Origin of the sequence: Clostridium sp. D33t1_170424_F3, from assembly GCF_015667585.1 — a bacterium.
In the GTDB taxonomy this organism is placed as follows: domain Bacteria; phylum Bacillota; class Clostridia; order Oscillospirales; family Acutalibacteraceae; genus Anaeromassilibacillus.
In genome coordinates, this window is the sequence record NZ_JADPEG010000020.1 from 1 (window position 1) to 22,643 (window position 22,643).

17 protein-coding genes and 1 pseudogene are annotated in these 22,643 nt (G+C 52.5%); 10 read left to right on the forward strand and 8 right to left on the reverse strand.

What is annotated here, in order from left to right:
* A partial coding sequence (locus I4V53_RS12375) for a GLUG motif-containing protein (protein ID WP_195986006.1) occupies positions 1 to 5,399 on the reverse strand: 5,399 nt, incomplete at its 3' end.
* A 565-nt stretch (positions 5,400 to 5,964) separates the two neighbouring features.
* Between I4V53_RS12375 and I4V53_RS12380 the strand changes: the two genes are divergently transcribed.
* The 6 genes from I4V53_RS12380 (at position 5,965) to I4V53_RS12405 (ending at position 12,000) form a co-directional block, all read left to right on the forward strand.
* Positions 5,965 to 6,639 carry a response regulator transcription factor gene (locus I4V53_RS12380; protein ID WP_195986007.1) on the forward strand — a complete coding sequence of 225 codons (675 nt, stop codon included), beginning with the start codon at positions 5,965 to 5,967 and terminating at the stop codon, positions 6,637 to 6,639.
* A gap of 3 nt (positions 6,640 to 6,642) precedes the next feature.
* Entirely contained in the window at positions 6,643 to 7,650 is a 1,008-nt protein-coding gene (locus I4V53_RS12385; protein WP_195986008.1) for a sensor histidine kinase, read from the forward strand.
* Between the two features lie 125 nt (positions 7,651 to 7,775).
* The gene (locus tag I4V53_RS12390; protein ID WP_195986009.1) at positions 7,776 to 8,543 is read left to right on the forward strand and encodes an ABC transporter ATP-binding protein; all 768 of its coding nucleotides are present in this window, start codon (positions 7,776 to 7,778) and stop codon (positions 8,541 to 8,543) included.
* Entirely contained in the window at positions 8,536 to 10,515 is a 1,980-nt protein-coding gene (locus tag I4V53_RS12395) for an FtsX-like permease family protein (protein WP_195986010.1), read from the forward strand. Before I4V53_RS12390 ends, I4V53_RS12395 begins: the two co-directional genes overlap by 8 nt.
* Positions 10,516 to 10,605: 90 nt before the next feature.
* A complete protein-coding gene (locus I4V53_RS12400) occupies positions 10,606 to 11,400 on the forward strand; it encodes a MerR family transcriptional regulator (RefSeq protein WP_195986011.1) in 795 nt (264 codons plus the stop codon).
* A 189-nt stretch (positions 11,401 to 11,589) separates the two neighbouring features.
* Positions 11,590 to 12,000, forward strand: coding sequence for an RrF2 family transcriptional regulator (locus I4V53_RS12405; protein ID WP_195986012.1), 411 nt, complete (start codon positions 11,590 to 11,592; stop codon positions 11,998 to 12,000).
* 9 nt (positions 12,001 to 12,009) lie between these two features.
* Here the strand turns inward: I4V53_RS12405 and I4V53_RS12410 are convergent, their stop codons facing one another.
* Positions 12,010 to 12,600: a nitroreductase family protein gene (locus tag I4V53_RS12410; protein WP_195986013.1), complete on the reverse strand. Its 591-nt coding sequence runs from the start codon at positions 12,598 to 12,600 to the stop codon at positions 12,010 to 12,012.
* A 247-nt stretch (positions 12,601 to 12,847) separates the two neighbouring features.
* A complete protein-coding gene (locus I4V53_RS12415) occupies positions 12,848 to 13,516 on the reverse strand; it encodes a methyltransferase domain-containing protein (protein ID WP_195986014.1) in 669 nt (222 codons plus the stop codon).
* A gap of 261 nt (positions 13,517 to 13,777) precedes the next feature.
* Here I4V53_RS12415 and I4V53_RS12420 point away from each other — a divergent pair, with 261 nt between their 5' ends.
* From I4V53_RS12420 to I4V53_RS12430, 3 genes are all read left to right on the forward strand, one after another.
* Complete coding sequence (locus I4V53_RS12420) at positions 13,778 to 14,197, forward strand: YjdF family protein (protein ID WP_195986015.1); 420 nt, start codon at positions 13,778 to 13,780, stop codon at positions 14,195 to 14,197.
* 160 nt (positions 14,198 to 14,357) lie between these two features.
* Positions 14,358 to 14,531: a hypothetical protein gene (locus I4V53_RS12425; protein ID WP_195986016.1), complete on the forward strand. Its 174-nt coding sequence runs from the start codon at positions 14,358 to 14,360 to the stop codon at positions 14,529 to 14,531.
* A 13-nt stretch (positions 14,532 to 14,544) separates the two neighbouring features.
* Positions 14,545 to 14,790 (forward strand): spore coat protein, encoded by a 246-nt coding sequence (locus tag I4V53_RS12430; protein ID WP_195986017.1) that lies wholly within the window; start codon positions 14,545 to 14,547, stop codon positions 14,788 to 14,790.
* A gap of 139 nt (positions 14,791 to 14,929) precedes the next feature.
* Here I4V53_RS12430 and hcp read toward each other — a convergent pair whose 3' ends face one another.
* Together hcp and I4V53_RS12440 are read right to left on the reverse strand one after the other, a co-directional pair.
* On the reverse strand, positions 14,930 to 16,537 hold the full coding sequence (hcp, locus tag I4V53_RS12435) for a hydroxylamine reductase (protein ID WP_195986018.1): 1,608 nt from the start codon (positions 16,535 to 16,537) through the stop codon (positions 14,930 to 14,932).
* Between the two features lie 20 nt (positions 16,538 to 16,557).
* The gene (locus I4V53_RS12440; protein WP_195986019.1) at positions 16,558 to 17,256 is read right to left on the reverse strand and encodes an ATP-binding protein; all 699 of its coding nucleotides are present in this window, start codon (positions 17,254 to 17,256) and stop codon (positions 16,558 to 16,560) included.
* Between the two features lie 1,292 nt (positions 17,257 to 18,548).
* Between I4V53_RS12440 and I4V53_RS12445 the strand changes: the two genes are divergently transcribed.
* Positions 18,549 to 19,433: a DUF4300 family protein gene (locus tag I4V53_RS12445; RefSeq protein WP_195986020.1), complete on the forward strand. Its 885-nt coding sequence runs from the start codon at positions 18,549 to 18,551 to the stop codon at positions 19,431 to 19,433.
* Positions 19,434 to 19,795: 362 nt separating this feature from the next.
* Here the strand turns inward: I4V53_RS12445 and I4V53_RS14075 are convergent, their stop codons facing one another.
* The 3 genes and pseudogenes from I4V53_RS14075 to I4V53_RS14085 form a co-directional block, all read right to left on the reverse strand.
* Entirely contained in the window at positions 19,796 to 20,077 is a 282-nt protein-coding gene (locus I4V53_RS14075; protein WP_353616526.1) for a response regulator, read from the reverse strand.
* A 211-nt stretch (positions 20,078 to 20,288) separates the two neighbouring features.
* A pseudogene (locus tag I4V53_RS14225) lies at positions 20,289 to 21,308 on the reverse strand (sensor histidine kinase); the annotation flags it as partial.
* A 225-nt stretch (positions 21,309 to 21,533) separates the two neighbouring features.
* Entirely contained in the window at positions 21,534 to 22,616 is a 1,083-nt protein-coding gene (locus I4V53_RS14085) for a transporter substrate-binding domain-containing protein (protein WP_286167149.1), read from the reverse strand.
* Positions 22,617 to 22,643 lie beyond the last annotated feature (27 nt).

Below are 22,643 nucleotides of genomic sequence, written 5' to 3' on the forward strand. Positions count from 1 at the left end.
AGGCTGTCTCCTACCTTGACGTCTACTTCAAAGCTCGTCTGCAGCAGGCCGCCCACGTTGCTCAGCAGTACTGTGTAATGCACATATTTGTCAACCGGCTGATCTGTGACTTCGTCCACGCCTTCACCGACGCCAACTTCACACAAGACCGGATGACCATTGTTGATTGTAGAATCAAAGCCCCATTTTGCCCAGTTGGAATAACTGGAAGCATTGGTATTCAGCTCCAGGGCAAACGCATGGCTCTTCAGCTCTTCCGCCGTTTTTCCGGTGGACGTATCAGACAGGCTGGGAGAAACAAGTCCGCAGCCAGAAGATGCAGCATTGTTGTAATAGCCGTTGACGATCGCTGTTCCGCCGCCTTCCAGCGTACCGGTCAGGCCGCCGACCCACGTGGAGCCTTCGCCCGCATGGATTGCGCCGGAAGCAAAGCTGTTCTGAAGCCAGCCCTTTTCTCCGCCGCTGCTGCCGCTGATTGTACCGGTCAAACCGCCGATGCGCTTACCGGTTGCCGTAACCGTACCGGTCGCAAAGCTGTTGTTGATCTTCGCCTTCTGCGCATTGCCGACCAGGCCGCCGGTGTGAATATGACTTTCAACGTTTGTATTCGTCGAGGTCACGTCGCCGGTCGCATAGCAGTTGGTAATCTCAGTCTTGCTGTTGCCGCTGTAGCTGCCGACCAGGCCGCCCAGCTTGGCAATGCCCTGCACCGGGATTTCCGCATAGCAGTTCTTCAGGGTGGTACCAAGCGCAACGCCCGTCAGACCGCCGATTTCGCTGCCGGTGCCAACGACCTTGCTGTCCGCATTGGCCGCCTTGACACCACAGCCGATGAGAGTGGTTTCATTGGCGTAACCGATCAGGCCACCAACATAGGTCTTGCCATTTACGCTGACGACTTCCACCGTCAGGTTCCGGATCATCGTGCCTTCCGTGAAGCCGAAGAGTCCGGCATACATTGCATCGCCGGTATCCACCTTCAAACCGCGGATGGTCTTGTTGTTACCGTCAATGATACCGCCAAACCGATTGCTGCGTTCTGTGCCGATCGGCGTCCAGGTTTCCGCATAGTCGGAAAGATCAATATCGTTGACAATCTTAAAGTACTTGGGAGAATAGGTGCTGGACAGATTCCGGATTGCATTCAGTTCTTTCGCCGTGGTAATCATGTACGGATCTTCCTCCGTACCGGAGCCCTTCGGCATACCGGCCGGCGTCATTGTGATATGTGCGTCTCCGTACTTGGTCGGGTCATCCACAGAGGTCGCCCGGACGATAAAGATATCGTACGGCTCGTTCTCATCGACTGTCAGCAAACCATTTTCATCAATGGTCGTCTTGCTGTTCTGATGAGCGCCGACAATGCTCCAGGTGACGTTCTGCGTCACATTGGTTCCCTCTACGGTCGCCAGGAACTGCTCTGTTGTGCCCTTCTCGATTTTCTCGCTTGGATGGGTCACCTTGACGACGGTTACTTCCGGCTGAACTTCGCCGATTGTAATTCCCAGCGCTTTCGGGCTGCCGGACGGATACAATACTGCGTCTCCGGAGGCCGGAGCCAGATCCAGTGCGATCGGCGTAATCGTCTGATCGAGCGGAACGCTGCGGACAATATCCGGCAGATTATAGGCGCCTGTTACATCAAAGCCCGCCGCTTTGAGTTCGATTTCATTATGCTTGAATCCATTGTACTTGGTGCCGTCCAACTCAGTCAGATAGGTCGGATAGAAGCTCTTGCCGCTGGGAAGACGGATTTCCAACCGGAGATACGGATCCGGCGTGGGCTTTCCGTCAATGTAAGGCGGCTGGTACTTCTTCCACTGCACCGTTGCCGTTTTACCCTCTTCCAATCCGAGGGTGAACGCCTTTTCACCGTTGACAACAAAGTCATAATAGGCCTTGGGAGGCGGCACTCTCTTCAAAGTAAAGGTGATGACCGGCGCACCGGTTACGATCTTACCGTTAATTTTGATCTTGCCATCCAGCGTGTATTCCGCTGTGGCAGTCTGGACCGCCGGGTTGAGCAGATAGGCATCGGATGGGCTGACCGCCGTGATGGTCTTCGCCGGATCGCCCAAGTACAGGGTTTCCGTCGCCGTGCTGACCACTTCGTTATTCAGGGTGTACTGAATTGAGACTTCCTTCGTCTGTTCCGGGACATCGACTGTAAAGCTGACAGAGGACGGAATAGCAATGTCGTTTCCATCCGCGTCTCTGGTCACATTAATTGTTGTATAGGTCTTCCCGCTCAGTTTTGCGCCCTGATCCTTGTACTCGGGAATATCATTCAGCGTCGCGCCAACATAAAACTCACTGTCATAAAGACCCGCTACTCTCTGAACGGTTCCAAGGGTTTCACCGTTCTGATCCACGTATTGGACACTGAAGGGAACATCCGGCGACTTGCTGTTCGTCTGAATATCTGTTTCCGCCGGGGTTTCCGCCGTCGGGGAAAGGGTATATTCCGCCGGGTCCGGAATGGCACGGACCTTCTGCAATCCACCGACCACTTGTTTGTCGCCGCTGACCGGCATCGCAACCACCGGCGCAATTGCCGCTGCATCAAATGTAAGGTCGTTCCGCAGCATGGAACCGTTGATCGTCGGCACATAGCCGTTCTGCTCCTGAACCCATTCCCACTTGACAACCGCAGTCTCTCCTACAGGAACAATCAGGTTCATACAATTCTTCAAAAGATACGGATGGAAGATATACGCACGGGTTTCACCAGACGGTGTTGTCAGGCCCAGAACCGCATCCTCCAAAGCTTTCTTGGCATCGTCAACCTGCTGCTGGGTCGCATCGTTGTTTGCCAGCACCAGTCCGGCGGCTTCCAGCGCCGTGACAAACGCCTGCCAGGAAGACTGTGTATACCCGCCCTGCTCTTTGTCCTTATGAATGTTATAGAGCTCCTGCAGCGCATCCTTATTCACAGAAGGCGGCGTCGGCTCATCTGTGGCATACACATTGATTTCCTGCGCGCTGCCAAAGCTGTTGGCCGGATCTCCGTAGGTCGTCAGGCTTCTCAGACGAATCTTGTTTGCCTGCACCGGTGTTTCAGGCACAATCGTCTTGAGTACCGCGTCGTTCGCCCAAGTGCCATTTGCCACCTGCGTCCACGCACTGTCGGGCGTATCCGCAACCGAGGTCGCATCGTTGTTCACTTCCAGGACATACTGGCCAAAACGTCCGTTGGGGCTGCCGCCGGAAGTTCTGGGCTGGTACTCCACTTTTGCCACATAGTAAGATTCGGACAAATCATTGCTCAGGCCCCACGCAATCCAGTGATTGGGCTGAATATTCAGTGTCCAGTGGGAATGCCACCAGGTATCCTGTTTACCGTCAAAGGCCCATCTCGCAGGGCCGTCTCCGGAGGAACTGCTGGTGGTGTGCTCGCTGTCCGCTACAACTGTCGCGGCCATCGGCGCCTGATCCAGTTTGGTATACGAAATGGCAACCAGCGCGTCGATCGCAGCCTGCAGCGCATCATACGCCGCCAGATACTCCGCCGCCGTTGCAAAGCCGTTCTCCTGAACGGTACGGGCCGCATCCAGCTCATCCTGCAGCGCCGCGAGGGACTCAGCCGTATAATCGCCGCTCAGCAATGCTTCCGCCTGGTCACAGAGCTGGCCCAAAATGGCCTGTTCGTACGTTGCATCGTCGTCCGCCAGATAAGAAATAACCGGGCGCACATTTTTCACATCGTTGTCCACATTGCCAAACTGTGCGATGCGGATATAATCCCCTGCCGCAACTTCCGCAACCGTCAGATCGGCCGTTGCCGTGGTGGTCGGAGAATCATTCTTAACTGTATAGGTGCGCAGGATTTCTTCCACCGCGCTCTGGGTTCCCTTGGAAATCTGCACCGGCGCCTCATTGGGTTTGGTCGCCGTGATTTCGGTCTCAAAGGAAATACGGATGCGGCCGGCCTGCGGCGCTTTCCATGCATACGCTACGCCGTCATAGCTGGAGTTGGCGCCAAACAGGGATACCATGATATCCTGTCCGATTTTGCCCCAATCCGAACTGCTGCCAAAAGTCGTCTCCGCCCAGGCCGACTCGGACGTATTCCAGTTGGTAAAATCTGTCCAGCTCTTGTCCGCCTTGACCCTCTTCTGATAGAACCAGACCGGGCCGTCGTTATTGCCGTCCGTCTTCCACTCGCTGTAATGCGAATAGGATTCCAGCTCCGGACCGGGCTCTGCCGATTCAAAGTTTTCTCCCACGCCGAAAAGCGCCGGGAAGCCATTTTCATTGTACGTCCAATCGATCCAGCTTACGTCCACGGACGCATCGTTCAATTCCTCTACAAAGGCCTCGCTCTGCATCTCCTCTATGGACTTCGGGGTCAGATCTACGGGCTCCTCACATTTTTGCACTTGATTGAATCCGTTTTCAATTGCGTCATTATAATAGTTGACGCCCGCGCCGGTGCCTTCTCCAAAGAGATATGCAACCGCGCCCGCGCCGCCTTCCTGCACGGCGCCTGCAAAATAGCAGTTTTCCACCGTACCGGCATGCTTATAGCCCGTAGAGCCGACATTGTCGCTCTTCATGGAACCGACCAGGCCGCCGACAAACTGAGAACTGCTGCCATTTGTGCTGATGTTGCCTGTCGCAAAGCAGTTGAACATGCTCGCGCCGTTCAGCGCGCCGACCAGGCCGCCCGCGCTGCTGCTTCCGCTGCGCACATTGCCCGTGGTGAAGCAATTCTTGATTGCATCCTCCGTGCCGTATTCCATGTTGGTTTTTTCGCCGTTATAAGCGCCTACCAGACCGCCGACCGGGCTGCAGCTGACATCGCCCAGCACATCGATAGATGTGAAGCAGCCGTCGATCACCGTGCGGTGCGCTTCTCCGACCAAGCCGCCAAGGTTGGTATTTGTAGCGGAAATGTAGCTGTCTTCATCCATTCCCACCACGCCGCAGTTCAAAATAGCGCCGCCGACCGCATAGCCGGCGATGCCGCCCACCAGGTTATGACCGCTGATGAAGTCTACCTCCACCAACAGATTGCTGACGGACGCATCTCTCATGTAGCCGAACAGGCCCAGCCTGTCCGCATAGCGGTCGTCCTGTGTCAACCCGCTGATGGTGTAATTGGCTCCGTCAAAGGTGCCTTTAAATTCGGCGTCCATTTTGCCGATGGGCTCCCAGTTACCTTCCGGCAGAGTCAGACTTTTGCCCAAACGGTAAGACGCCTCCAGATCATTGCGGATCGCACGCAGCTGCGCGACCGTTGTGATCTCATACGGGTCTTCCACCGTTCCGGCTCCGCCCGCAAAGGCGGATGCTCCCGTGTCTTTTGCCGCGAACGCCATGGTGCCTGTAAAGGTACTCAAGAGCAATGTCAACGACAGAAACAACGACAGAAGCTTTGTTGAACGTTTTTGTCTCATTTCTTTCCTTTACCTCCTTCTTCGTATTTCCAAGATATCCTTCCGGCAGACATCTGTGTCCGCCAATTTTCCCTTCCCGCGCCATCCCTCCTTCTTAACGACTGCATTGTACATTAAAATCTATTCAAATTGAACGCTTATTTACAAACCCACGGTCCAGTATTTGTCAATTTACAATGGTTTTCCATTCAATTTACAGATAAGTTTTGTAGTATTTATATCCTTTGTATTATAACATTATATGGAAATTTTTATCAAGCATTGTCCATGGGGTGCGGACGAAAATGACAATTAATTCCTCAATCATGCACCATAGTTCCGCTACTGAATGAAATCATTTACCAGCCTTATCCTTACATGGCGTAATATTTAAAACACACCAAAACTGTTTCCATTTTTCTGGAAAAAGTCAAAATACATCAATATGGATAAAACGATCATTTCAGCATACGACTTTCGGCACCCTCCCGCTTTTCAGAACAGATAAATTATTGTAGAGAGGCGCAATCCATGTTATGATGAAACCTGCTGTAAAACATTATAGAATTGAGGATGTGCACCGCTTATGTATAAAATTATGATTGTGGAAGACGATCTCACCATTGCCGGCGTTCTGTCCCGCCATTTGGAAAAGTGGAGTTACCGGGTACAAACCGTCACGGACTTTGGAACGGTTTTAAAGCAATTTCAGGACAACCAGCCGCACCTGGTTCTTCTGGACATCTCCCTGCCGTTCTTCAACGGATACCATTGGTGCACGGAAATACGCAAAATCAGCCAGGCGCCCATTATTTTTATTTCTTCTTCAAAGGACAACATGAGCCTTGTAATGGCAATCAACCTGGGCGCGGACGATTTTATCGCCAAGCCGTTTGATCTGGATATTGTGACCGCAAAGGTCCAGGCCGTCCTGCGGCGCGCTTATTCCTTCGGAGCGGATTTCAATATTGTGGAACATAACGGCATGGTGTTTAATCTGGGGGACGCGACGATTTCCTACCAGGGACAGCAGGTGGAACTCACCAAAAACGAGTTTAAAATCATGCAGGTATTGCTGGAAAACCGGGGCAACACCGTACCGCGCGAGCACCTGATGCAAAAGCTCTGGGAAACGGAAAGTTTCATCGACGACAACACCCTGACGGTCAACATGACGCGCCTGCGCAAAAAGCTGGAGGGCATTGGGCTGGCGCATCTGATCCTCACCAAAAAAGGCATGGGTTATCTGGTGGAGGCATAGAACATGGGAAGAGAATTTTTAACCGACATTCTGGGATATATCCAGAGGCATTGGAAAACGCTTTTCCTGTTTCTCCTGTTTATCACGGTCCTTTTCGTCGTGTATGGCCTGTACGGGCTGCCTTGGGGGCCGGCCTTCTACACGGCGCTTTTATTCACTGCAGTCCTGATCCTGTTCAGCTTCTGGGATTTCCGGCATTACCGGCAGAGGCAGCAGCACCTGTATTTTCTACGCAAGCAGGCGCCCACTCACCTGGGTGCGCTCCCCATTGCGGCGGACCGGCAGGAACGCGCTTATCAGGAGCTTTTGCACCTGCTGGAAAAGCGCTGCCAGGACGCGGAAGAACGCTCGCGCCAGTCGGCTGAAACCGCCAAAGAGTATTATACGCTCTGGTCCCATCAGATTAAAACGCCCCTTGCCGCCATGCGGCTGCTTCTGCGCGAGGAAATGCCGGACCGCAGCGCGCTGGAACAGGAGCTTTTCAAAACCGAACAATATGTGGAAATGGTATTGCAATATCAGCGTTTGGGAAAAGGCCCGATGGACTTACTGTTTCAGGAATACTCGCTGGATTTTTTAATCCGGCAGGCCATCAAAAAAACTGCCACGCTCTTTATCCACAAAAAGATTGCTCTACATTTTGCAACCGTTTCCTGCCGGGTAATCACTGACGAAAAGTGGCTGGTTTTTATCCTGGAACAGCTGCTGACCAACGCCGTCAAATATACGCCGAAGGGTTCTGTCTCCATCTATTTACAGCCGGATGCGCCCGCAACGCTTGTCATTGAAGACACCGGTATCGGCATCCGCCCGGAGGACCTGCCCCGGGTTTTTGAATGGGGCTATACCGGCTATAACGGACGATTGGACAAGCGTTCTACCGGCGTTGGGCTGAGCCTCTGCCGCCAGGCACTGGCCATGCTGGGGCATTCCATTCAGATCACCTCTGAGGTGGGAAAAGGGACGCGGGTATTCCTGGACCTCTCCCGCGAAACGCTGGAGGTCGAGTAACCTTACAGCAATGTAAGAAACCAGCCGAAAACGTAAGCCAATCCGATGGATGAACGGTCCGACCTTTTTTATACTATAGGAGAAGTTCCCAACAACATCGATCGTTCTAAAAGGAGGCGCTTATCATGACCCTTTTACAGGTCAATCATTTAAAGAAAATTTATGCCAGCCGCATGGGCGGCAGCCTGGTGCAGGCTTTGACAGACGTCAATTTTTCCGTGGAGGAAGGCGAATTCGTCGCAATCATGGGCGAATCGGGTTCCGGAAAAACCACCCTGCTGAATATTCTGGCGGCGCTCGACAAGCCGACCGGCGGTGAAGTGCTGCTCAACGGCAACAACATCGCGGCCATTCCAGAAGGGCAGATGGCGGCGTTCCGGCGCAGCCACATGGGTTTTGTCTTTCAGGATTTCAATCTCCTCGATACCTTTTCCCTGAAAGACAATATTTTCCTTCCTCTGGTCCTGGCCCGCAAGGAATACCGGGAGATGGAAAAACGCATCGAGCCCATCGCACAGAGGCTCGGCATCAGTGAGCTGCTGAACAAATACCCCTACGAGATTTCCGGCGGACAGAAGCAGCGCGCGGCCGTTGCCCGCGCTTTAATCACACAGCCCAATATCGTCTTTGCCGACGAGCCGACCGGCGCGCTGGACTCCAAAGCGACGGAAAGCCTTCTGCGGGTTTTTGAAGAGATCAACCGGGAGGGCCAGACCATCCTGATGGTCACCCACAGCACGCGCGCCGCAAGCCACGCGGGACGCGTCCTGTTTATCAAAGACGGCCTGGTCTACCACCAGATCTACCGCGGCGGCCAGAGCAACGGCGAGCTGTACCAGAAAATTTCCGATACGCTGACGGTGCTTGCAACAGGGGGCGAACTGCATGAGTAAGTTATTCTATTCGCGCCTTGCTTTTACAAACATAAAGAAAAACAAAAGCATCTATCTGCCCTACCTGATGGCCAGCACCCTGATCGTCGGCTTGTGCTACATCCTGCGTTCCGTTACTATCATGGTCGAACAGAGCGGCGCAAAGGGCGCGGATTATATGTCCTTTATATTGGGGTTCAGCTTCTGGATCTTCGCCACAATCGCCATTCTGATCCTTCTGTACATCAACAGCTTCGTGATGAAGCGGAGAAAAAAGGAATTCGGGCTGTACAGTATCCTGGGAATGGAAAAACGGCACATTTCCATTGTGATCTTCTTTGAGGTGCTGTTTACCGGCCTGCTGAGCCTCGTCGTCGGTATCCTGGGCGGCGCGCTGCTGAGCCAGCTGATGTTCCTCCTGCTGCTCTATATCGTCGGTATTCCCTCCCCTCTCACCTTCAGCATCCCGCTGGACGCTGTCTCTATGACCATCGTGCTCTTCTTGTATATCTTTGCATTTATCCTGTTGTACGACATTGTCAGCATCTGCCGCACCAATCCAATCGACCTGCTGCACAGCAGCAAGGAAGGCGAACGGGAACCGAAGGCCCGCTGGCTGCTTGCGCTGGGCGGCGTCCTGACCCTGGGCGGCGGCTATGTTCTGGCGTGCATCGTGGGAAACCCGGCAGACGCACTGCTCATGTTTTTCCCCTGCGTCATGCTGGTCATCATCGGTACGTACCTGCTGTTTATCGCCGGCAGCATCGCTGTCCTGAAGCTGATGCGCAAAAATCGCAAATTCTATTATAAGCCGCAGAATTTTATCTCCGTTTCCGGCATGATCTACCGGATGAAACAAAATGCGGCCGGATTGGCGACCATCTGTATTTTATCCACCTGTGTGCTGACAACGCTTTCCTTTACGGTCAGCCTGTTTATCGGGGAAGAGGATACGCTCCGCTCCCAGTTTCCCCGGCAAATTCATGTGACTTGCACGGATGCGGACAAAGCCAGCGGCGCTTTAATGAATCAGGCCGCGCAGGACTACGCAAAATTCTACGGCTTTACGGTTGAAAATCCGTTTGGATATGCTGCGCTGGAATTCACCACTGTGAAAGACGGCAATCACTTTCAAAGTTCCGCCGATGATTTTTCAGGGCAATATTACAGCATCTCCTGCATCCCGCTGAGCGATTACAACCAGGCCAGTGGTTCCAACGAATCGCTTGCCCCTGATGAGGTCCTGTATTATGATTCCGACCTCACAGAGGAAATGGACAGCATCCAGATTGGAAACCTGACCTACCGGGTCAAAAAGGCCATCCCCTCTCCCGACCTTTTCAACAACACCATCGGCATGTCAAGGGCGACTGTCATTATGCCCTCACTGGACGAAGTAAACCGGCTTCTGGCAGATATAAACGGCAGCAGCGCTTCCTATCAGCGCATCACCCGCTATCATTACTATTTTGACGTGCAGGGCGACCAGAATCAGCTTCCCGCGTTTTATGAAAACCTGCGCGATGGGTTCAACAAGACCGTGCCGCATCTCTCTTTTATTAAAAACATTGACGATACGCGCGATGACTTTTATCAGCTTTACGGCAGCTTCCTGTTTGTGGGCGTCTTTTTTGTCGTGCTGTTTTTGATCGCTACCGTGCTGATCATTTACTATAAGCAGATCACGGAGGGCTTCGACGACCACGACCGCTTCCAGATCATGCAGAAGGTCGGCATGAGCGATAAGGAAGTCCGCCGCACCATCCAGAAGCAGGTATTGATGGTCTTCTTTCTGCCGCTGGGTATGGCGGTGCTGCATATGATCGTCGCTTACCCCGTTCTGTGCAAGATCATGACGGCATTCAGCATGACGGACACCACGCCGTTTTTCATCTGCACCATTGTCACCATTCTTCTGTTCGCCATCCTGTATTTCATCGTGTATCAACGGACGGCCCGCACCTATTACCGCATTGTGCAGAATATGAATTAAAAGAATCTGTTAAACCCTCTTGACCTTGACACTGTGTGAAGGTATATCCTTATGATAGAACCGGTTCAGAAAAGTAAAAGGAGGTTTGTCATGCTCACCATCGGCGAATTTTCTGCTCTTGGGCACATTTCAACGCGCATGCTGCGGCATTATGATGCGATTGGTCTGCTCCGTCCCGCCCATATCGGCGCGGAAAACGGTTACCGCTATTACGACCCGGCCCAGCTTTCCAGCCTCAAACAGATCGAAACGCTGAAAAACTATGGCTTTACTCTTGTGGAAATCGCCGGACTGCTGCCTCTTCCTCAAAAGGAGCTGGCACAGCGGATTTACGCGCGCAGGGTCCACGCTTATAAAGAGCTGAACGATATGCGCCGGTCGATTCGTCTGATGGAGGATGACATCATCCGTATGGAGGGAATCGGTATGGCAATGGAAAAATACGCGGTTATTGTAATGGAAGTACCGGAGCAAAAGGTCTTTGGCATTCGCAAAACCATCTCCATCAGCGAGGTGCATGAATTGTTCGCCCAGCTGCACCGTGAGATGGAGGCGCGCGGATACAAGCGCACCGGGGCGACACAGCTCATCTGTCACAGCGAGACATTTTCCTATGAAAGCATGGATGTGGAGGCACAGGCGGTTGTCAACACGGACGGACCGGATATCCAGACTGTCCCGGCAATGACCTGCGTTGCAACCACGCACATCGGTCCGTATGAAACAACCGCATGTGCATATGAAGCGCTCCGTTCCTGGTTCGCACAGCATCCGGAATACCAGGTGTGCGGTCCGGCAATCGAACGCTATCTGAAAGACGAGGGAATGGTAAACAGCCCGGAAGAATTGGAAACCGGCATCCTGTTCCCTGTAAAACGGATTTAACAATCCCCAAAGATTACAACAAACAAAATGGTTCCCCCTCCATATATGCATAGAGAGGGAACCATCTGTTTTTTTACGCTTTTTTACCAATCCCATCTATTTCTTTTTGGACAATATCATATTGACAGAATTTGGGGAACTGGCTATACTTTTGTCAAAATGAATTACTCAGAAAGATAGGTGGAAAGATTGCTGATTACAAGGGAAATGGATTACGCCCTGCGGATTCTCCGCACACTGTCCAACGGAGAACCGGCAGACGCAGAAAAAATCTATCAAAAAGAAATTATTCCCGCTCCATTTGGAGAAACTGTTCTCAAAAAGCTGGAAAAAGGCGGATTGATTCAAATTTCGAACGACACACCGGAATACTGCCGTTTAAACGTCGACCTGAAGACCGTGACTCTGTACGACCTGATGACGGCGGTAGGAGCAGAAACACAAATCAATGCCTGCATGAAACCAGGGCATCTATGCGAATGGCGCATAACACATCGTACAGAATGCGCCGTCCACAACCGCTTAGTCCACATCCAAAAGGCTTTGGATGACGAACTGCGCGCACATACTCTGTATCAGATGCTTCTGGGGGACGGTTGACCGTCGGCCCTAAATTCTCCAATCCACAAGCTCCGTCAGTTGTTTTCTCGGCCTTGGCGGCGGCGCTTCGTCCGGTACGCCCAGCGCCATGGCGGCAAGCAATTCTCCTCCCGTGTGCAGCCAGCTGCAAAGCTCCGGATAGGCAAAATAGGTATCGCAGATCCATAAGCTTCCCAGTCCCAGCTCCGTCGCCTCCAGGGTCATGTTTTCCATGGCGGCTCCAACAGACTGCGCATTGCAGATTTCATAAATACGCTCTTCCGCTGTAAGCGGGCGGAAAAGATCCAGCCCCAGAGGATTGACGACAAAGATCACCACAGGCGCCTGTCTCATAATTTGCAGCGTATACTCGGCTCCGCTCAAATGCTGCCTGCTCCCCGGCAGGATCGCCTCTGCTTTTTCCCGCAGCAAGCCCTCCTGCATGGCCAAAAGCGCCTCCTCCTTTGCTGTTCCGGCTGCCACGATAAACTTCCACGGCTGCCTGTTTTTGGAGGACGGCGCCAGCATTCCCGCGCGCAAAATTTGCTCGACGGTTTCCTTTGCTATCATATCTCCCTTGTATTTTCTAACGCTTCTTCGCTGTAAAATAGCAGAAATCATTTCATACTCCTTCCTTCATTTTAAACTATTGGATATTGCAAAACAAAAAACGCTGTCCTGTGCCGTTTCTTTCTCTCGGAAAAAACGGCACAGGTTTTTTTATTGCATCAGGAAAATCGTTAGATTTTCCCCCATGAATATAACAAAAACGCATTTCTGCTGGGTTAACCGAAGTATACCCGCAACTGGAATAACACAGCTCTTTTTTATTGTGCTCTCACGCTATCCAAACGGAAAATGCTAAAAATTATTTTATCCCCAGGAATCCCGCCTGCATGCCGGAAAGCCACAGCAGCTCCGCCTCTCGAAAACCGCAGCTTTTTATGGCATCAAGCTGTTCCGACAGAGTAATCGGGAAATACGCTTTGCCATACCTTGCAATATGCCGTTCACATTCTTCCCGATCCTTCCCTTGCTGTAATTCATAAGTTTTCCATCGGTCCAGATAGAGCCGCTGCAAAAAACCGCTGTTTGGCGCAAAGTTTTCGAAGCTTATGAAAATGCCGCCCACTTTTAAGGCCTTCCAGCATTTTTGAAGCGACTTTATTCGTTCTTCCTTCTGTAAATAATGATTGACCTGTATGGCGGTCACAACGTCAAACTCGTTGTCATAGTCCATTTCCCGCATATCCGCGACCTGGAATTCCGCGCATGGCAAAGCAAAGCGGGCACGCGCGATTTGAATCATTTCAGATGAGGAATCCAAGCACACAAATCTTTTCAGATGGATTTTCTTAAACGCCAATTCCGCCATTTTTCCCGTGCCGCATCCCACGTCCAGCCATGATAGCGCCCCTGTTTGGCAGGCCTGCACCGCATCGGCTGTTTGCCTGTAAAATTCCTCATAGTACGGGAGCGTACGCCGGATTTCCTCGTCGTATTCCGCCGCAGGAAATACGGAGCCATGATTTACCACGTCTTATCCCCCTGTCCACTTTTGATTGATTTGTTAATTATAGCAAATGATGGAATATCCGGCAATCAAAACAGATCAAAAAGCCGCATATCTAATCCTGACAATAGCTTGACACCCTCCGGAATTCCTGTAAAATAAGAATCGCAAAGATAAAAACACATTCCGGTTGGTAGTCCGGAAGCAACAAGCTGTTGTCAGTAACCTGCCTCCTTTGGTTGTCCGTTCTTTGCGGCGCAGAACACATTAAAGGAGGAATCACTTATGGGCAAAATTGCGTCTAAGCTCACCGTCCTGTTTGAGGACCCCTTCTGGATCGGTCTTTATGAGCGGGAGGATTCCGGCAAGTACGAAGTCAGCAAAATCACGTTTGGAGCAGAGCCAAAAGAGTATCAGGTTTACGATTTTATGCTGAAGAACTGGAAGACGCTCCGATTCAGTCCGTCCGTAGAAGCTGCCGCGCTTGTTGAAAAACAGGTGAATCCCAAGCGCATGCAGCGCCTTGCAAAACAGCAGACGGAACGCACCGGCATTGGAACCAAAGCGCAGCAGGCATTAAAGCTGCAGCAGGAACAGGGGAAAACAGCGCGCAAAGTTCGATCCCGGGAACAGCGGGAAGCCGAGAAAGAGCGGCAATTTACCCTGCGGCAGGAAAAACGCAAAGAGAAGCACAGGGGACACTAACGCAAAATTTTTCAAATCGGGCCGTTGCAGATTTGTTCTTTGGAACCTCGTCTGCAACGGCCTCTTTTTACAACAATATTTCTTCAATATATTTATAAAAAGTGCGACTTAACGCATAACGGAACCGTTTCTTCCTCATAATACCTGTGAGGTGATGATAATGACTTCAAAAGAACTCTTGTATGTTGAAGACGCACTGGGACACGAAAAATATTTTCAAACCAAGTGCAAAGAAGTGGCTGGCCAATTGCAGGACGCCGAGCTAAAAGCGTATGTAGAACAGATGGAAAAAAAGCATCAGCAGCTTTTCCAAAACTTCTACGGATTGCTGTAAGGAGGGAACGAACATGGATGACAAAAATCTGATGGAAAATATCCTCCTGCTGGAAAAGGGCGTCTGCGACCTGTTTATGCATGGGGCGATCGAATCCGGCACGGATCAGGTACACCAGGCCTTCTGCACCGCACTGGATGATTCCTTGTGCATGCAGGACACCATCTACAACAAGATGATGGCAAAAGGCTGGTATACCACCGAGCAAGTGGAGCAGAACAAAATCAGTAACGTGAAGCAGAAATTTCTTGCTCAGTAAACAGGCCATGCAAAAACGCAGACTGCTTAAAGCAGTCTGCGTTTTTTATCTATTCATCCAAAGATCCTAAGATTCATTCGCCGGATCAGCTCATGAGCAGGCAATGCTGCTTTCCAGCTCTCTTTATCAGACATGCTGTTTAGCAGATGGAATGGGACAGCATTTTCTTTAGATCTTCTTCTACAGAAGTAATCGGTGTGAGCGCATACTTTTCCACGAGGATTTTCAAAACGCCCGGAGAGAGAAACGCTGGCAGCGTCGGCCCGATACGGATATTTTTCACACCCAAGTACAGGAGCGAAAGCAAGATACAGACCGCCTTCTGCTCATACCAGGAAAGCACCAGAGAGAGCGGCAGCTCGTTAACGCCACATCCAAACGCTTCCGAAAGGGCCAGTGCCACTTTTATTGCTCCAAACGCGTCATTGCACTGTCCTACATCCATCAGCCGCGGAAGCCCGCCGATCTCTCCCAGCTCCAAGTCGTTAAAGCGGTATTTACCGCAGGCCAGCGTTAAAATTACGGTATCTGCCGGAGCCTGTTTCACCAGTTCCGTATAATAATTGCGGCCGGCCCGGGCTCCGTCACAGCCGCCAACCAGGAAAAAGTGCCGTATCGCACCGGTCTTCACTGCGTTTACCACCTGGTCCGCCACCGATAAAATGGTTCCGTGCCCATAACCGGTCGTCACCTGCGTGCCGCCATTTATTCCTGCCATCGGATGTTCTTCCCGATAGCCGCCCAATGCAAGCGCTTTCTCAATCACAGGTGTGAAATCCTTTTCCTCCCCAATGTGGACCATTTCCGGATAAGCTACTACTTCCGTGGTAAAGACACGGTCGGCATAGCATGCTTTTGGGGGCATCAGGCAGTTGGTCGTAAAGAGAACCGGCGCGGGAATATGGTCAAATTCCTTTTGCTGGTTCTGCCAGGCAGTTCCAAAATTCCCTTTCAGGTGTTTGTACGCCCGCAGTTTTGGGTACCCGTGAGCGGGAAGCATTTCCCCATGGGTATAAACATGGATTCCCTTGTTTTCCGTCTGCTCCAGCAGAAGCTGTAAACAACGCAGATCATGGCCGGAAACAACGATAAACGGCCCTTTTTCAATTGCCAAAGGAACGGTAGCAGGAGTCGGCATTCCATACATTTCCGTATTTGCCCGATCCAGCAATTCCATACAGCGCAGGTTGATCCGCCCACACTCCAACACGCGCGCAAGAAGGTCGTCCGTATCAAATGCTTCTCCCACTGCAAAAAGTCCACGGTAAAAAAATCCATTTACTTCCTCATCCGTATAACCGAGCACCAGAGCATGATATGCATAAGCAGCCATTCCGCGCAATCCAAACAGCAGCAGGGACTTCAGCGATTTGATATCCGCATCCGGCTCTCCCCAAAGCCGGGACATATCATAGTCATCGTTGCGCAGACAGGGACTCGTACAGGCGCTGCATCTCGGAATCAACTTGCCCTTTTCTTCATGGACCGTTTTAATCTGTTTTTGTAGCGCTGTTTCATCAAAACTGACGTTGGTGAGTGTGGCAAACAATCCTTCTATCATAGCCCGGTGGGTCGACTCTGTCGCCTGGTTGCCGTCTGACGCGCGGGCCAATCCAATCAGCGCACCGGTCAATTCATCCTGTAAAGCGGACACTTCCGCGCTTTTGCCGCAGACGCCCGCTTTTCCCGTGCATCCTGTACAACCTGCTGTCTGCTCGCATTGATAACAATACATTTTCTCTTTCATTGGTAAATCCTCCATCCTATCTATTCGGAAAGAATCCGTCCGTCGGTAGAAACCACTACAACATGCCACGGCAAAAACTTTCCACTTGCTTGAAGCGCATTTTTAACCGCGTTTTCAATTCCTCCGCAACAGGGAACTTCCATTCGCACAACAGTGACGCTGTGTATGTTATTTTGCATGATAATATCCGTTAACTTCTCCGCATAGTCTCCCTCGTCCAGCTTCGGGCAACCGATCAGCGTTACCCGGCCCCGCATAAACTTTTGATGGAATCCTCCATATGCGTAAGCAGTACAATCAGCAGCGATTAACAAGTCCGCCCCATCAAAATAAGGAGCATTGACCGGAACCAGCTTGATTTGTACCGGCCATTGAGAAAGCATACTGCCGGATTCCACCGGCCCTGGGACCGATTCGGTCTGTCGGATAATTTGTTTACTCTGGGTGCCAGGGCAGCCACAGGGTAACGGTTTGGAAACACTTTTTTCCTTGGCCGCCTGTACTGCCGCATGATCATACGCAGGCGCTTCGCGTTCCTCAAACGTGATCGCTCCCGTGGGGCAAACGGGCAGGCAATCACCCAAACCATCGCAGTAATCCTCCCGCAGCAGCTTCGCTTTGCCGTCTGCCATGCCGATCGCGCCTTCGTGGCATGCCGCCGCGCAAAGACCACACCCATTACATTTTTCTTCATTAATGTGAATCATTCTACGTTTCACGCCTCTGTCCTCCCAAATTTCAGTTCTTTTCCATCTTTACCGTACTTTTCCGTTTTCTGACTATTGTTTCTATGCGAATGTTCCATATAGCCGTTCGGGAAAGCTGCGTCCTCAAAAAGTCATATTGGCGAATATGTGTCTTTGGCATCGCATTCGCAATGCTTCTGCCTTTTCTTCTCAGCTGTAATTGCCCTGTTTTTCTGAACTTATCGTACTATATGGGAATCTGTTTGTATGTTGTTTTTACAACGAAAGAACAAAATTTAAAAGGACTGCATAATTCCTATTGCAAGATACGAACGGATTTGCCGTTTTGTAAAAACATTTCAGCGGTTGTTGGAGGATAAGCCTACGTGATATCTGTGTCATAGTGAAACCAAATAAAAAAGCCAAGATAAAACAGATACATAACTGCATCGGTTTTTCTTGGCTTTTCTGGGATGTGTTGACAAAACAGATCCCCAGCTGAACACAGCCACAACAGACTCCCGGCTTCTGAACTGTACCAGGATCAAAGGACAGTTGCTGGAGACCCGCCGGTTCAGATGCCGATCGTCTACCGCCCGCGCTGATGACGTCAGCCGCTTGAGGGGCCGTAATACCCGGCCCGCAGCCCAGTAGGTACATCCACGGTCAGGACCACAATGAGTTTCATCGCCAAATCGGTTGCAAAGCACCGCCGCAGAAGCCGCCGGATGCGGGCCTCCAGCTCCTAGACCACTCGGGCGTACCGGTCAGGTCTACGGCCGAGTGGGCGGCGTTCTTTTCGCTGCCTGTGGGTGTGGGCAGTTCTCCAAAAACACGGCTCGCCAGCACAAACATTTCAAGCCGGGTGGCCTGTTTCTCCTTATCAAAGCCCTCAAGGACCGCTTTGCGGTCTGCCTTGGGGTTATAGCAGTCCCGCCCCGGGGGCTGGGGCTGCGCAGACAGTCAGCGTCAGGGCCAAGGTCAGCGCCGTCGCCGTCAGTTCTGTAAAAAGCCTTGTTTCCATAAAAATATCCTTTCTTTTTCCGCGACACAGTAGGGCAGCGCGGGGTACTGTGATTAGAGATTACCACATCCTTTGTTAGATTATTGTCAGGGCTGGCGACTACTGCCAAACCATCTGCTGTGGGCCTCTGAATAGGCGGGAATAGAAATCCGAAGGGGCTGTCCGGCTTTCTATTGACCGCTATGGTTAAATCACAAATTCAACAGGATGCTTTTATTTGATCTAATTAAAACAGAAAACTTTTCATACCTCAGTGACATCTAAATAATGTATTCATTATTTTTATTGTGAGGTAGTTCTAATGAAAAAAACAGTTATACTGCTTTCCACACTTCTTATGGCGCTGGCCCTAATATCCTGTCAAGATGCCGGCACCTCTGGCACTCCTCCGCTTCCGGATGCTTCTTCATCATCCTCCGCCAACACAGCGCTTATGTCCTACTCTAATCTGAAGGACGACGCTTCCAAAGTCGAGGTAAGACAGTTTCTGGAGTCTGCCGGCATCAATACCGGGTATGTAGACAGCCTCTTTGCCGCCGTTGACGATTACAATACTTTGGACGCTTCCCTTTCTCAGAATATCGGATTTGTTGAGGCGTCTCTTCAAGACCCTGAGTATTCAGGTATTGAGTGGCCGGGCGACCGGGACTACTATGACGCCAACTGCCGCGTTACCGCCTTCGCGCTGATGCGTGACCTGATTACCGCCGTACAGCCGCAGACGGCGGACAGCTTTGCCGCCTATGACCAGGAGATCATTGGGCAGAATCCCTGGTATCAGTTGAATGACGCCGAACAGGGAAATTTCTTCGCCCTGATCGACGCCGTGGCGGTGGAACCAACCACTGATTTCAACGTGGTCCGGGAAGGCTTTTTGAAAGAATGGCAGACCCGCGGCATCACGTTCTCATCGGGCCCCGTTTCCCTCATAAGCGTTATCGTCCACAGCGAACTGGACAACATTGCCTTTATCGGTCACTGCGGCGTGCTTGTGGACAATGGAACGCAGCTGCTCTTTTTGGAAAAGTATGGCCCGGCGCAACCCTATCAGGCTACACTGCTCAAAGACCGGGGCGAACTTAAAACCTACCTGATGTCCCGATTCCAAAACTTCTATACGGAAGGTGTTTCCGCTAAACCTTTTCTCCTTGAGAATGACAGCGTATTCCCCGGCCAGGTCGGCTAACTGCGAACCCCCCACTATGACGAACGGGAGCATGCGTTTGTATCAGACAGCCATCTGTGCTGCACTTTGAAAAAATGAAGGCAGGAGAAAAATGGCGTACGTCTGCAAGAATTGCCACTATAAATTGGAACAAGCCACGTTGGAGGTGGAGCAGCGCCCGGACTGCGGGAAGCACTACTGCATCAGACCCGCTACAGCGGCGGAATCTGTGGCATATCAAAATCGGAAACAGGAACATTTAAGGAAAAATACCCCCTGATGCATCCTTACATCAGGGGGTATTTTATCGTTGTCCATTCCCTCTTATCAAATGAAAAGGGCGAAATTTTAAACTCCATTTCATATCGGTATCCCTGCATACATCACTGGGAAACACTACTGTGCAGCAGATCATACAGCAGGCGGTAGAGATAGCTCACGTCCAGCAGCTTGGGGACAAAGCCGTTCATTCCGGAGGCCATCGCCGCGTCCACATCCTCCTTAAAGGTGTTGGCGGTCATGGCTACGATCGGGACGGTGGCCGCGTCCGGGCGCTCCAGAGCCCGGATGGCGCGGGTGGCCTCCAGACCGTTCATCCCGGGCATTTGAATGTCCATCAGAATTACCTGGAATTCGCTCGGCTGGCTTTCTGTAAAGCGCTCCAGCGCCTGGCTTCCGTCTACGCTCCAGCGCCTGGCTTCCGTCTACGCTCCGGCACACTCTTGCCCCTTGAATCTCCAAAAGCTGGGCCGCGATCTCGGCGTTGAGGTTGTTGTCCTCCGCCAGGAGGATATTGACGCCGCACAGCAGTTTTCCCTCCGGCTGCCCATCCTGTCCGTTCAGAAATTCGTCATCAGAGCTGTCCAGCGGCAGGGTGACCGTGAAGTAGAACTCGCTTCCCTGGCCGGGAGCACTCCTGACCCGCAGCTCACCGCCCATCTTCTGGACGATGCTGCTGATGATGGGCAGACCCAAACCGGTCCCCTGGCTCTTGGCGCGGCTGGTGCCCACCTGTTCAAAGCTCCCGAAGATGCGCTTCTGGTCCTCCAGCGTGATGCCTGCCCCGGTATCCCGTAACCGGAAGGTGAAGACGGCCTCTATGCTGTTCCCGGCCTCCTCCGTTACCGTCAGGAAGACCGCCCCTCCTGACGGAGTAAACTTAAATGCATTGGAGAGCAGATTGGTGAGTACTTGCCGCAGGCGAATGACATCGCCCGTGAGGCCGCTGTGCGTAATCTCCTTTTCCAACGTGTACTTGAGGCCCCGCCGCCGGGCCTCGGGTTCCATCATGGCCTGGATCTCGCCCAGTATGCGCTCCATAGAGAAGGGTTCACTGTCGATTCGGCTCATGTCCAAGATGTCGTTGATGAGATCCAGCATATAGTGGGAGGAGGCCCGGAGCTTCATCAGGTTCTCCCGCACGTCGGACGGGACTCCCTCCTTCATACTGGTGAGGTCCGTAAGGCCCACCACGGCGTTCATGGGTGTACGCAGTTCGTGGCTCATGCGGGAGAGGAACTCCCCCTTGGCCCGGCTTTCCGCCTCGGCCTTTTCCAGATTGCTCTGCATGACGGCGGCCCGCATCCGGGACCGGTAGACCCACAGCACCACCGCTACCAGGGCTAAAAGGAACACCGTCAGCACGGCTATGAAGGTCAGGGGATTGGCGTAAATGAGCTCCATCAGCGAAAGCCGGCTGTTCCCGATGGAAACCATGTTCCGATCCAAAATCGTAGAGCGCTCCTTGGTGGAGAGGCTGTTGATGGCCTTGTTAAGGATAGTCAGCAGGTTGGGGTCGGCGGGCCTGCTCAGCGCGAAACTGAGGTCACTGCGATCGTTGACCGGGGTCACCGGCACCAGGTTGGAGAAGTGGTAGCGCTGGATATCCCACTCCATGCGGCTGGCCAAGCCGTAGGAAAAGTCCGCCTTGCCCTCGTTCACCGCACGGAGAACGTCGGTGACGGTGGGATAGGTCCGCACCTCAGCGGCTATGATCCCGGTGGGCAGCGGCTGCCCCTCGACAACGGCGCAAACCAGATCGTTGTCCGGATAGGTGGACGCCTTGTTGCGCACCACGATGTTATTCAGATCCGCGTAGGACGATGTAAGGGTCAGCCCCTGCTATACCGACTCTTCCTCGCTCCCCAAGTAGAAGCCCAGCAACTCCGCTTTCCCCTCCTGAACCATGCGCACCGCGTCGCTGTAACTGTCCGTGGTGACGTATGTGAAGGTAAGCCCCATAAATTCGGACATCGCGGCGAGGGTATCCGGCACGATCCCATTATGGAGCGTGTCCGCCTCACTGAGGCAAAACAGGGGATGGTAGCTCCCGGGCACCGCCACGGTTACGGTGTCCCGGCCCTGAACATACTCCCGCTCCGCCTCGTTGAGCTGAATGTCGATGGCGCTCCGGTCCTGAAAGTGCGCCGCATACCGCTCCGGGCTGAAGTTCGGGTTGGAGTCCGCGATCTTCTCCAGGGCCATGTTCAGCCCGTCCAGAATCTCCTGATCGCCCACATGGGTCACGATATAGTAGGGCTGCGAGTCGAAGGAGGCGACGGTGCGGAAGTCGATTGGATTTTCGAACCCATTCCCCAGCAGCAGATCCACCTCGCCGTTTTTCAGATAGGGGTAAAGTTTCCCGTTCTCTGGGAGCTGCTCATAGGAATAGATTCGGAGCTCACAGTTCAGATTGTGCATGGACAGGAACTCCTGCAGCCGCCGGATGTTTTCCACTGCCCGCTCATACACGCCGATGGTCTTGCCGTTAAGGCTCCGCAAATCATAGCTGTTGATGCTGCCGTCGTCCCGGCGGGCCATGAGTATTGATTTGCTGTATCCGATGTTGTAATCCGGGTAGGCAAAGTATTCCTCAAAGCCGGGGGAGTAGTAGTTGCCCCCCATCAGGTCGTACTTACCATCCAGGAACTCGCCAATCATGTGGTCGCCGTCGGCGTCGATGTACTCGTACTCCCAGCCGGTGTACTTGGCGATCTCGTTGAGGTAGTCCACCACCAGGCCATGGCGGCTGCCGTCCGCCGCCGTCTCAGTGAGTCCCGCCACCTCGGGGAAAGGGACCTGGAGCACGCGGGGTTCCTGCTCCGCCGCCAGTGCGCCGGTACACAGCACGGCAGTCAGAAACGCCGTCAGGAGTGCGGCGGTCCCCCGCCTGATCCAGTTTTTCGGCCGTTTTCCCATAGTCATCTATAACTCCTTTAAGCGGATCGGGGG